Source organism: Kerstersia sp. (assembly GCF_052103615.1).
GTDB lineage: Bacteria > Pseudomonadota > Gammaproteobacteria > Burkholderiales > Burkholderiaceae_B > Kerstersia.
Genome location: NZ_JBQEKA010000014.1, coordinates 16,357 through 27,407, shown reverse-complemented (window position 1 = coordinate 27,407; position 11,051 = coordinate 16,357). Strand labels below are relative to the sequence as shown.

Annotated in this window: 10 protein-coding genes and 2 tRNA genes; 6 read left to right on the top strand and 6 right to left on the bottom strand. The window is 62.9% G+C overall.

Features of this window, described 5'->3' with window-relative positions; translation table 11 throughout:
* Window positions 1–9: 9 nt before the first annotated feature.
* Together ACTJGZ_RS05645 and ACTJGZ_RS05640 are read left to right on the top strand one after the other, a co-directional pair.
* Window positions 10–1,026 carry a fimbrial protein gene (locus ACTJGZ_RS05645; protein WP_441661963.1) on the top strand — a complete coding sequence of 339 codons (1,017 nt, stop codon included), beginning with the start codon at window positions 10–12 and terminating at the stop codon, window positions 1,024–1,026.
* A gap of 167 nt (window positions 1,027–1,193) precedes the next feature.
* Window positions 1,194–2,567: a CoA transferase gene (locus ACTJGZ_RS05640; RefSeq protein WP_441661962.1), complete on the top strand. Its 1,374-nt coding sequence runs from the start codon at window positions 1,194–1,196 to the stop codon at window positions 2,565–2,567.
* A gap of 17 nt (window positions 2,568–2,584) precedes the next feature.
* Here ACTJGZ_RS05640 and ACTJGZ_RS05635 read toward each other — a convergent pair whose 3' ends face one another.
* Window positions 2,585–3,136, bottom strand: coding sequence for a TetR/AcrR family transcriptional regulator (locus ACTJGZ_RS05635; protein ID WP_441661961.1), 552 nt, complete (start codon window positions 3,134–3,136; stop codon window positions 2,585–2,587).
* Window positions 3,137–3,244: 108 nt separating this feature from the next.
* Here ACTJGZ_RS05635 and ACTJGZ_RS05630 point away from each other — a divergent pair, with 108 nt between their 5' ends.
* Window positions 3,245–3,847, top strand: coding sequence for a DJ-1/PfpI family protein (locus ACTJGZ_RS05630; protein ID WP_441661960.1), 603 nt, complete (start codon window positions 3,245–3,247; stop codon window positions 3,845–3,847).
* A gap of 21 nt (window positions 3,848–3,868) precedes the next feature.
* Here ACTJGZ_RS05630 and ACTJGZ_RS05625 read toward each other — a convergent pair whose 3' ends face one another.
* The 3 genes from ACTJGZ_RS05625 to ACTJGZ_RS05615 all read right to left on the bottom strand — a co-directional run bounded on the left by ACTJGZ_RS05625 (window position 3,869) and on the right by ACTJGZ_RS05615 (window position 4,949).
* Entirely contained in the window at window positions 3,869–4,708 is an 840-nt protein-coding gene (locus ACTJGZ_RS05625) for an aldolase (RefSeq protein WP_441661959.1), read from the bottom strand.
* 62 nt (window positions 4,709–4,770) lie between these two features.
* Window positions 4,771–4,844 (bottom strand) — tRNA-Cys (locus tag ACTJGZ_RS05620).
* A gap of 31 nt (window positions 4,845–4,875) precedes the next feature.
* A tRNA-Cys gene (locus ACTJGZ_RS05615) sits at window positions 4,876–4,949 on the bottom strand.
* Between the two features lie 144 nt (window positions 4,950–5,093).
* Here ACTJGZ_RS05615 and ACTJGZ_RS05610 point away from each other — a divergent pair.
* Window positions 5,094–7,358: an Orn/Lys/Arg decarboxylase N-terminal domain-containing protein gene (locus ACTJGZ_RS05610; protein WP_441661958.1), complete on the top strand. Its 2,265-nt coding sequence runs from the start codon at window positions 5,094–5,096 to the stop codon at window positions 7,356–7,358.
* Window positions 7,359–7,400: 42 nt separating this feature from the next.
* On the top strand, window positions 7,401–8,519 hold the full coding sequence (alr, locus tag ACTJGZ_RS05605; RefSeq protein ID WP_441661957.1) for an alanine racemase: 1,119 nt from the start codon (window positions 7,401–7,403) through the stop codon (window positions 8,517–8,519).
* A gap of 44 nt (window positions 8,520–8,563) precedes the next feature.
* On the opposite strand, the gene ACTJGZ_RS05600 is transcribed toward alr, so the two are convergent.
* On the bottom strand, window positions 8,564–9,109 hold the full coding sequence (locus ACTJGZ_RS05600) for a carboxymuconolactone decarboxylase family protein (protein ID WP_441661956.1): 546 nt from the start codon (window positions 9,107–9,109) through the stop codon (window positions 8,564–8,566).
* 165 nt (window positions 9,110–9,274) lie between these two features.
* Between ACTJGZ_RS05600 and ACTJGZ_RS05595 the strand changes: the two genes are divergently transcribed.
* On the top strand, window positions 9,275–10,168 hold the full coding sequence (locus tag ACTJGZ_RS05595; protein WP_441661992.1) for an AraC family transcriptional regulator: 894 nt from the start codon (window positions 9,275–9,277) through the stop codon (window positions 10,166–10,168).
* Here the strand turns inward: ACTJGZ_RS05595 and ACTJGZ_RS05590 are convergent.
* The gene (locus ACTJGZ_RS05590) at window positions 10,156–11,043 is read right to left on the bottom strand and encodes a heme o synthase (protein ID WP_441661991.1); all 888 of its coding nucleotides are present in this window, start codon (window positions 11,041–11,043) and stop codon (window positions 10,156–10,158) included. The two genes, ACTJGZ_RS05595 and ACTJGZ_RS05590, sit on opposite strands and share 13 nt — an antisense overlap.
* Between the last annotated feature and the right edge of the window lie 8 nt (window positions 11,044–11,051).

Genomic DNA, 11,051 nt, shown 5'->3' with positions numbered 1-11,051 from the left:
GGAACGTTTATGCCTCTTATCCGACATGTCCGCGCCCTGCTGCTGCTCTTGCTGTTGATCCCGGCCATCGCCAGCGCGAAATGCATCAATACCGCCAACCCCAAGGCCGCCACCCTGAAAGCCACGGCAAACCTGACGCTGTCAGGCAACGTCAAAGCGGATCAGTACCTGGGCAGTTTCACGTTCCAGCGCGATGGCGGCACCGCGCCCATCGCCGAGTGCGAACCCGGCTCTGAAGTCTATGGCTACGCCACTTACAGCGAATCTGGCGGCATACGCGCGCAGTATTACAAGGACATAGACGGCCGCCCCACCTATTACCTGTCCGCCTACGATACCGACTACGCCTATGCCATCGAAGACATGGACACGGGCGCCCCGTTTTCAAGCGCCGGCACGGCCATCAACTACCCTCAGCCCTATCTGTACCCGCTCAATGTTCAGGTGCATCTGTACACCACCACAGACCACCCCGAACCCATTGTCCGCTGGGGTTCGCACATCGGCGCCCTGCTCGTGACGCGCTATGGCGACGGTATCGGCACGACCGCCGTGGGCTTCCATCACATCATCGCCATCAACGTCAAAACCGCCACCGCCTGCCAAATCGAAAACAACAATCTGGCCATCTACCTGGATCCCGTTTCTCTCAGCGATTTCCCGGAACGCGGCTATGCCCGCAGCGGCGCCGCCGGCCGCGACCACATCAGTATCAACTGCAACGGCAACATGTCCGCAGAAATCATGGTCACCGGCAAACATGGCACGGAAACCCTGGACGGCGAGGACGCGATCCTGAAAATCGAAAACGAAGGACAGGGCAATAACGCGCAAGGCATAGGCTTCGTCCTGAGCGCCCCAGATCAGCAAGACAGGGTGCTCATCAATAATAAATATGTGTCACTCGGCACGATGCGTTCAGGCCGGCAAAGCATTCCGCTGGAAGCACGCTATTACCGCTATGGCGACTGGGTCAAACCCGGCCAAGCGTCATCAACCGCTTCCTTTGTCATCCAGTTCAACTGATGCGCGCGCGGCGCCAGCCACGGCATCTGCCCGCTGGCGCCGCCGGCCCGGTTTGCGGTAAAAAGAAAACGCCGCCAGGCCAAGCTGCCGCGGCGCGCCCGTTTTCCCCAAGCACCGGCCTGGCCTGACACCGCTTTTGCCGGCGCGTTCAGCCTGGAGCCCCGTCCATGAATTCCCTTGTTGCGCTGCAAGCATTATGGCAATTGGGCGGCCTGCCCGCCGCCGCGCTGGCACATATCCGCCTGACAGGCAGCGACCCGGTCTTCCCTTCTTCCTTTGCCGTGGGCACGGCCGCGCAAGCCAGCATTGCAGCCGCTGCGCTGGCCGCCTGTGAACTTGGCCAGGCCCGCGGCGCGCCCCGCCAGGACATCAGCGTCGATATGCAGCACGCCGCCGCAGAATGCACAGGCTGGTTTGCCCTGGATGGCACGGCACCCGAGTTATGGGATCCTTTCGCCGGCCTCTACCGTTGCGCGGACAGCTATGTGCGCATCCATACCAACTTCCCGCACCATCGCGATGGCGCGCTGCGTCTGCTGGGCCTGGACCCGGCGACAGCCACGCGGGCAGCCGCCGAACAGGCCATGTTGCGCTGGCAGGCGCTGGACTTCGAGCAGGCAAGCGCCGAACGCGGGCTGGTCGCCACGGCCCTGCGCAGCTTCGCTCAATGGGATGCCAGCCCGCAAGGGGCCGCAATCAGCGCCCAGCCCGTCATCACACTGAGCCGTATCGGCGACGCGCCGCCCCGCGCTCTGCCGCCGCTGGCGGAAAACGCCAGGCCGCTGTCCGGGCTGCGGGTGCTGGATCTCACCCGCATTCTTGCCGGCCCGGTCGGCGGCCGGGCCCTGGCGGCATTGGGCGCGGATGTCATGCTGGTGAATTCGCCTCATCTGCCGAATATCGCCGCCATCGCCGACACCAGCCGTGGCAAACGCTCCGCCCATGTGGATCTGCGCACTGCCGCAGGCCGGGAGGTTTTGTGGCGGCTCGCCGAAGAGGCGCATGTATTCTCGCAAGGCTACCGGCCCGGCGGCCTGGCCGCGCTTGGCTTTTCGCCGGCAGCGCTGGCCCAGCGCTGCCCGGGGATCGTCGCCATCACGCTCACCGCCTATGGCCCGCAAGGCCCGTGGGCCGAACGCCGCGGGTTTGACTCGCTGGTGCAGACGGCAATGGGCTTCAACCACGCCGAAGGTCATGCGGCCGGCGGCCAGCCACGCGCCCTGCCCATGCAAATTCTTGATCAGGCCAGCGGCTTTCTGATGGCTTTCGGCGCTGCCTGCGCCTTGTGGCATCAACAACGCTCAGGCGGCAGCTGGCATGTCCAGGTATCCCTGGCCCAGACCGGCCACTGGCTGCGCAAACTGGGCCGGATCCCGCACGGCCTGGACATTCATGCCCCGGATCTCACGCCCTGGAAAACCTGCGCGCCATCCGGTTTCGGCAAACTGGAGGCCATCCGCCCCAGCGCGCAATTGCAGCGCACACCGGCGGCGTACAGCCGGCAGTCCGTGCCCCCAGGCACCGACCTGCCCGTCTGGTGAAACCAGAACAGCGCCGCCTAAGGCCGCTTGGCCCTGCCCCCCGCGAATAATTGCAGCGCCCCTGTTACCCAGCCATTGAATTGTTCCGCATTCCTGCGCATACCCGACTGTTGCCCGCCGATCAGACAAAGATGCGCCAGCCGGCCCAGCGTTTCCGCCACGCCCGGCACACGGCTCAACGGTTTCGACACCTGTACCGCAAACGCGAGGCGTGCCGCATCCACTCGCTGCTGAAACTCAGCGGCCAAAGGATCCTGCAAGGCCCAGGCACGGATGGCCTGCTCCCGGCCTGGTGATTGCTCACCCGCGATAGACAGGTAGCGCTGCAACACCTCCACCGCATGACGGCCTTGCGCGGCATAGGCCAGCATGCGCTCGGCATCTCCGCGTTCCCACGCGGACAACAGCGCGCGCACGAACTCATCCCGATGTTTGAAGTGATGATAGAAGGACCCTCGCGTGACATTCAGGCGGCGCGCCACGCGCTCCACCGAGACGCCCGTGTGTCCGGTTTCATCGAGATTTGCCAGGCCTGCGGCAATCCAGTGCTCTCGTGTCAGTTTGCTCATAGGTGTGACATACAGACTGTGTATGGTGCCGGCCCGGTTGATACGCTGCGGACACCACTAGCCACTGCGACCGGCCAGCGCGCCATTGCATTTTTTTCTGGGTTCATCATGAAAGATATCGCCATCATCGCCTTCGACAAGTTTACCGATATTGACCTGTTTTTGATGTGGGACATTCTGGGCCGCAACACCACGGACTGGCGCGTCAGGATTCTGGGGCCGCAGCCTAGCCTGCGCTCAGCCCATGGGCTGGAAGTCCGCCCCCACGGCCCGCTGGCCGACGCCAGCCAGGCTGATGCCGTCCTCTTCAGCAGCGGCAAGGAAGGCGTGCCGGCCGCTCTGGCCGACCCGGCCTTCCTGGCGCCGCTCACGCTGGATCCGCAACGCCAGGCCATAGGCTCGATTTGCGCGGGTGCCTTCTTCTTGGACCGGCTGGGCCTCCTGCCCGGCCGTCAGGCAACAACGCACCCCGACGCCCGAGGCGTCTTGCAAAGCCTGTCCATAGAACCGCTGGATCAACCGCTGGTATGCCATCACCGGGTCGCCACGGCTGGCGGCTGCCTAGCCGCGGTTTATCTGACCGGCTGGCTGATTGAAACCCTGTTCGACGCGGACAAACGCCGCGCAACACTATTGCCTGTTCTGCCAACGGGACAACGCGAAGTCTATGAAGCCTTGATCGACTTCAGTCTCCGGCAGGCGCGGCTATAAACGCTTGCGCTGGCAAACGTATTACGCCAGCCGATGGCCTGACGGTGACGGCGATAGACCTGCATCAGGCTGGCAGCAATCAGCGTGACGCGGATTGCGCAGCGCGCGGCGCGCATAGTAGTCAAACGCCACGGCATTGCGCTTGGGGCGCAAGATCCAGTCACGCGCTTCAGCGCCCAGCGCTGGCGCAATCGGCTGGATAGTCCCCGCGCTGGCGGCCAGCAATTGCATGCGGGCGGCGCGCTCGAAAGCCAGGGCCAGAATACAGGCTTCCTCGACACTGGTCCCGGCAATCAGCAGACCATGATGCGACAACATCAGCGCGCGCTTGTCACCCAGCGCCGCCGCGATGAATTCGCCTTCTTCATTGCCCACCGGGATGCCCGGCCACTGCGCCGCGAATGCCACATTGTCATACAGCACGCAGTTATCCATGTGCGACACGATGAGCGGCTGCTCCAGCATGCCCAGCGCCGCCGTGTGAACGGCATGGGTATGGATGATGCAATTGACGTCAGGCCGCGCCCGGTACACCCAGGCATGAAACCGGTTGGCCGGGTTTGGCATGCCATCGCCATCCCGCACATGCAGGTCGGCATCGACCTGCAGCAGATTGGCAGCGGTAATTTCATCGAAACCCAGACCCAGCCGCTGGGTATAGAAGCGGCCCGGCTCGCCTGCACGCCCGGTGATCTGGCCAGCCAGGCCGGAATCATGGCCATTGTCGAACAGGATCCGGCATGTCAGCGCCAGTTTCTCGCGCAAGCCATAGGCGCTGTCGGGAAACTGCGCTTCCATCTTTGCCGTGGATTGCGCAACCAGCGTTGCCTTGTCCAGATGAAAAGTATCGGGCTGTGTCATCTCGGCTTGCTCCCTGCGGGAGCGGCGCAGGTGCGGCGCCTGGGCCTTCAGCCGCTGAAAAATGGAGGCGCGGGCTGGAGTCGAACCAACCTGAATGGATTTGCAATCCACCGCATAACCGCTTTGCTACCGCGCCATTTTGATCACATGACAAGCTCTTGATGAGGTGGAGGCGCGGGCTGGAATCGAACCAACCTAAATGGATTTGCAATCCATCGCATGGCCACTTTGCTACCGCGCCGTGTTTTGTCCTGGGACAAAACAGATTATGATCTAGATCAAATTGGATAGCAAGTGTTTTTTTCATGCCATGCCAACTCATCCGCAAGCCCGACTCCCTTGAGCGCTTGCTTTCGCCTTGACCCTTTTCGCAACAGGACACGCCATGCAGTTTCACTTTCCCATCGTCATCATCGACGAAGACTTCCGCTCGGAAAACACTTCCGGCCTGGGTATCCGGGCGCTGGCCCAGGCGATACAGTCGGAAGGCTTCGATGCGCTGGGCGTGACCAGCTACCACGATCTCAGCCAGTTCGCCCAGCAGCAGAGCCGCGCCAGCACCTTTATCCTTTCGATAGATGACGAAGAGTTCACGCAAGATGCCGAAACCGCCCCGGCGCTGCAAAACATCCGGGCGTTTATCAGCGAAGTGCGGCGCCGCAATGTGGATGTCCCCATCTACGTTTATGGCGAAACCAAAACCGCCCGCCACATGCCCAATGACATCCTGCGCGAGCTGCATGGCGTCATCCACATGTTCGAGGACACGCCGGAATTCGTGGCCCGCCATCTCATTCGCGAAGCGAAAAACTATCTCAGCGGCATCAAGCCGCCCTTCCTGAAAGCGCTTCTGAACTATGCCGAAGACGGCTCCTATTCATGGCACTGCCCGGGGCATTCGGGCGGCGTTGCCTTCCTGAAAAGCCCGGTCGGGCAGGTGTTTCACCAGTTTTTCGGCGAAAACATGCTGCGCGCGGATGTCTGCAATGCCGTCGAGGAATTGGGACAGCTGCTGGATCACAACGGCGCCATCGGCGCCAGTGAACGCAACGCGGCGCGCATTTTCAATGCCGACCACTGCTTCTTCGTGACCAATGGCACCAGCACCAGCAACAAAATCGTCTGGCAGCATGCGGTCGCGCCCGGCGATATCGTCGTGGTGGACCGCAACTGCCATAAATCCATTCTGCACAGCATCGTGCTGACCGGCGCCATTCCGGTCTTTCTGCGGCCCACGCGCAACCATCTGGGTATCATCGGGCCGATTGCCCGGGCGGCATTCTCGCCGGAAGTGATCAAGGCAAAGATCCGTGCCCATCCGCTACTGGCCGACGTCGATCCGGACACCGTCAAGCCCCGCGTCCTGGTCCTGACCCAATCGACCTATGACGGCATTCTCTATGACACCGAAGTCATCAAATCCGCGCTCGATGGCTATGTGGAGGCACTGCACTTCGACGAAGCCTGGATCCCGCATGCAGCATTTCATCCCTTCTACAGCACTTACCATGCCATGGGGAAAAAGCGCGCGCGGCCCGGCAGCTCCATCGTGTATTCGACGCAATCCACCCACAAGCTGCTGGCCGGCATCAGCCAGGCCAGCCACATCCTGGTTCAGGATTCGGCCCAGCGGCGCTTCGACCGGCACCTGTTCAACGAAGCGTATCTGATGCACACCTCAACCTCGCCCCAGTACGCCATCATTGCCAGTTGCGATGTCGCCGCGGCCATGATGGAGCCTCCAGGCGGCCAGACTCTGGTGGAAGAAAGCATTGCCGAAGCGCTGGACTTCCGCCGCGCCATGCGCCAGGTCGGCGAGCAGTTCAGCCATGACGACTGGTGGTTCCGGGTCTGGGGGCCTGACACGCTGGAACAGGAAGGCATAGGGCAGGCCCGGGACTGGGTGCTCACCGATGCGGCCTCCGGCGCCCCCTGGCATGGTTTTGGCGAGCTTGCCGACGGCTTCAACATGCTCGACCCGATCAAGGCCACCATCATCACGCCGGGGCTCAATCTGGATGGCAGCTTCGGCGCGACCGGCATCCCCGCGCCTATCGTCACCAAGTTCCTTGCCGAGCATGGCGTCATCATCGAGAAAACCGGCCTATACAGTTTCTTCATCATGTTCACCATTGGCATTACCAAAGGGCGCTGGAACTCCCTGGTCACCGCCTTGCAGCAGTTCAAGGACGACTACGCCAGGAACGTGCCGATGTGGCGCATCCTGCCGGACTTCTGCAAGAAGTACCCGCGCTACGAAGAAATGGGCTTGCGTGACCTTTGCGAACATGTGCATGCGGTCTATGCCACGCACGACATCGCGCGCCTGACGACCGAGATGTACCTGGAAGAAGCCGTGCCTGCCATGAAGCCCAGCGACGCCTATGCCCATATCGCCGCCCGCCGGACGGAACGGGTCGGCATAGACCACTTGGAAGGGCGCATCACGACCAGCCTGATCACCCCTTACCCGCCGGGCATCCCCTTGCTGATTCCTGGCGAAGTCTTCAACCGCAGCATCGTCGAATATCTGAAATTTTCGCGCGAGCTCAACCGCCTGGCACCCGGTTTCGGCACGGATATCCACGGTTTTGTCGAGCTGCCCGGCGAAGACGGCAAGCCACGCTACTACGTGGATTGCGTTGCCTGACGCCCCCGCCCCTTCTTGCCCGATGAAAGACACCCCACTGCCATGCCACGCCCTATTCAGGCCATTGTTCATACTGCCGCCTTGCGGCACAACCTCAGTATCGTCCGCCGCCATGCCGGCGCCGCCAGAACCTGGGCCGTGGTCAAGGCCAATGCCTATGGCCACGGCATCGCACGGGTCTATGATGCGCTGAAAACCGCTGACGGCTTTGCGCTGGTCGATCTGCACGAAGCCATGCAACTGCGCCAGCTTGGCTGGAACGGCCCCATCCTGCTGCTGGAAGGGGTGTTCGAACCGGCGGATCTGGAACTCTGCGCACGCCTGCGGCTCTGGCATGTCGTGCATTGCCAGGAACAGATAGACATGCTGGCCGCGCAGCGGCCGGACGCAGGCCATCATGTGTTCCTGAAGCTCAATAGCGGCATGAACCGCCTGGGCCTGCCGCCGCAGCCATTCCGCGCTGCCTGGATGCGTCTCAAGCGCCTGCCGCAAGTCGCGCAAATCGCCGTCATGACCCACTTCAGCGATGCTGACGGACCGCCAGGCATCGCTCAGCAATTGGCCGTGTTTCAGCAGGCCACCGCAGGCATGGCCCATGCGCGCAGCGTCTGCAACAGCGCCGCCACGCTGCGCTTCGGCGCAGAAGCAGACATTACGCAGGACTGGATACGCGCCGGCATCGCCCTGTACGGCTGTTCACCCACGTTTCCGCGCCAGTCCAGCAGCGATTGGCAGCTCGAACCCGCCATGAGCCTGCGCGCGCGCATCATTGCCGTGCAATCCCTGCAAGCTGGCGCCAGCGTCGGCTATGGCTCCCGCTTTACCGCAGACCAGCCGCTGGTCATCGGCATCGCTGCCTGCGGGTATGCCGACGGCTATCCCCGCGCCTGCGCCACCGGCACGCCGGTCCTGGTGGATGGCGTGCCCAGCCGGACCATCGGCCGCATCAGCATGGACATGCTGGCCGTGGATCTTTCTGCTGCGCACCGCGCCGGCAAGCCGGCCGGCCGTGGCAGCGAAGTGGTGTTATGGGGCCGTGCCAGCCCGGAATATGGAGGAATGGTGCTGGCGCTTGATCAAGTGGCCAGCCATGCCGGAACGATCAGCTACGAGCTGATGTGCGCCCTGGCCCAGCGCGTACCCGTGGTGTCCGCGCCATGAAGCGCGCATGCCGTACCCAGCTACGGCATGCGCGGCGGTCAGGCTCAGGCCTGACGCTGCAGCTTCACTGCCGGAAAATCTACCGGCACCGCAAACGCGATATTGACGTAGTTGGTGAACAGGTTCAGTGCCACATGAGCCAGGATTTCGACGATTTGCCCGTCATCAAAGCCTGCGTCACGCAGCGCCTGCACATCCGCATCATTGACCTGTCCGCGCGCCTCGACCAATTTGAGGGCGAAGCGCAAAGCGGCAGCCGTCCTGGGGTCGGACGATTTCCCGGCCTGCGCGGCGGCCAGTTCCTCTGCGCTCGCGCCCGCCTTGCGGCCCAAGACGGTATGCGCAGCCAGGCAATATTCGCAGGCATTACGGTCTGCGACTGCCACGGCAATCTGCTCGCCCAGCTTGGCGTCGATGCTGCCGCCGCCCAGCGCGCCAAACGAGCCCCACATGCTTTTGAGGGCGGCGGCGGAATTGGCCACAGCCTTGAACATCGCAGGGGTGGCGCCAAACGCGCCATGAATTTGCGTCAACAGAGCATGACGCTCGCCGGAAGTATCACGGGTTTCGATAAGAGGAACGCGGGACATGGTAGATCTCCTTGAAGTCTGTGTATGCCGCACGCAATGACTGCGTACCCTCAAAATAGTAAGTAGAATCCGCAGACGAAAGGCGAAGATTTGTCCACATAAATTACCTAATCGTCCATGACTCCTGATCTTGCCACTCGCCCCCAAAGCGCCGCGCCGGCGTCGATAGACCGTTTGTCCGCCTTGCTGGAACGCTTCCGTGTCCAGGCGGCGCTGTTCCACACCGGCACGCTGTGCGGCAACCGGACATTCGAGGCCCAGCCGGGACGCGCCTTCCTGCATGTGCTGCGGCGCGGCGAAATGGAAGTCCGGCACCTGCCAGGCACAATCACCGCAACAGGCACCCCAAGCCCCGGAACGCTGCGCCTGTCCGAACCCACCTTGCTGTTTTATCCCCGGCCGCTGCACCATGTCTTTGTCAATCCGCCGCAGGATGGTTCGGATTTCACCTGCGCCACATTGGATTTCGACGGCGGCGAGCGCAACCCCATCGTGCAGTCCCTGCCCTCGCTCATTCATATTCCACTGGCCACCATCGACGGCCTGGCCCCTGCGCTGGACCTGCTGTTCGCCGAAGCGGATCAGGTCCGCTGCGGCTCGCGCCTGCTGGCCAACCGGCTCTTTGAAGTCGTGCTGATTCAGGTGCTGCGCTGGATCATTGATCATCCCGCGCAGGCCGGCGTGACGCACGGCATGATCATGGGCCTGTCTGACCCCAGGCTGGCCAAGGCCCTGGTGGCGCTGCACCAATCGCCGCAAGAAGAATGGCCGCTGGAACGCCTGGCCCAGCTTGCCGGCATGTCGCGCAGCGCCTTCGCCGCGGCCTTCAAAGAAGTGACCGGCACCACGCCTGCCGCCCATCTGAGCGATTGGCGCCTGACCCTGGCCACTGCGCTGATGCGCGCCGGACGGCCGGTGAAATGGATCGCCGCGGAGCTTGGTTTTTCTGGCGCCCCCAGCCTGTCCCGGGCCTTCCGGCAGCGCATGGGCGTAGCGCCGCGCGAATGGCTGGCGCAAGCCGATGCGGCCGCCCCTCAAGGCATACCTCACAACCAATAATGATCCAGCAGCAAGGCGGCGAACACCCCTGACAAATGCCAAAGCGACCAGCGGAACGTCCGCATCGCCAGCGCATCGGAATAATGATGCATCAATTGCCAGGCATAGCGGCAGAACATACCGCTCAACACCAGCGCAACCCCCAGATACAGCCAGGAAGCCATGCCTCCCGCCACGGGCAGCAGACACACCGCCAGCAGCACCACGGTATAGGCGAATATGGCAGCACAGGTATGCGCCTGCCCATGCGTGACGGGCAGCATGGGCAGGCCCGCATGCCGGTAGTCCTCGACCCGGTACAAAGCCAGCGCCCAAAAATGCGGCGGCGTCCAGACAAAGATAATGAGAAACAGCAGCCATGCCTGCCAGGCCAGCTCGCCATGCATGGCCGCCCAGCCGATGACTGGCGGCATTGCGCCAGCCGCGCCGCCCAGCACAATATTCTGCGAGGTGCGCGGCTTGAGCACGATGGTATAGATGACGGCATAGCCGACAAAGGCCGCCAGGGTCAGTGCCAGCGTCAACAGATTGACATAGCGCCACAGCACCCAGCTGCCGGCCGCGCCCAGCACAGACAGGAATAACAGTACCTGTCTGTCGTCCAGCGTGCCCTGTGCTGTCGGCCGCCAGGTGGTCCGCCGCATCCGGGCATCTATGCGCTTTTCCACCAGGCAATTGAATGCCGCCGCAGCCGACGCGACCAGCCAAACCCCCAGGCAGGCGAGCACGATACGCCTGCCTTGAGCTGCATTGGGCCAGTCTGGCAGCGCCAGCAACATCCCGATGGCGGCACAGAACACAATCAGCTGAACGATCCGCGGTTTGGTCAGTACCCAGAACTGCGACCAGCGGGCGCGCAGCCCGCCGTAAAACATGGCCGTGT

Coding starts and splice junctions, on each gene's coding strand:
- ACTJGZ_RS05645 (WP_441661963.1), top strand. CDS start 10: ATGCCTCTTATCCGACATGTCCGCGCCCTGCTGCTGCTCTTGCTGTTG.
- ACTJGZ_RS05640 (WP_441661962.1), top strand. CDS start 1,194: ATGAATTCCCTTGTTGCGCTGCAAGCATTATGGCAATTGGGCGGCCTG.
- ACTJGZ_RS05635 (WP_441661961.1), bottom strand. CDS start 3,136: ATGAGCAAACTGACACGAGAGCACTGGATTGCCGCAGGCCTGGCAAAT.
- ACTJGZ_RS05630 (WP_441661960.1), top strand. CDS start 3,245: ATGAAAGATATCGCCATCATCGCCTTCGACAAGTTTACCGATATTGAC.
- ACTJGZ_RS05625 (WP_441661959.1), bottom strand. CDS start 4,708: ATGACACAGCCCGATACTTTTCATCTGGACAAGGCAACGCTGGTTGCG.
- ACTJGZ_RS05610 (WP_441661958.1), top strand. CDS start 5,094: ATGCAGTTTCACTTTCCCATCGTCATCATCGACGAAGACTTCCGCTCG.
- alr (WP_441661957.1), top strand. CDS start 7,401: ATGCCACGCCCTATTCAGGCCATTGTTCATACTGCCGCCTTGCGGCAC.
- ACTJGZ_RS05600 (WP_441661956.1), bottom strand. CDS start 9,109: ATGTCCCGCGTTCCTCTTATCGAAACCCGTGATACTTCCGGCGAGCGT.
- ACTJGZ_RS05590 (WP_441661991.1), bottom strand. CDS start 11,043: ATGTTTTACGGCGGGCTGCGCGCCCGCTGGTCGCAGTTCTGGGTACTG.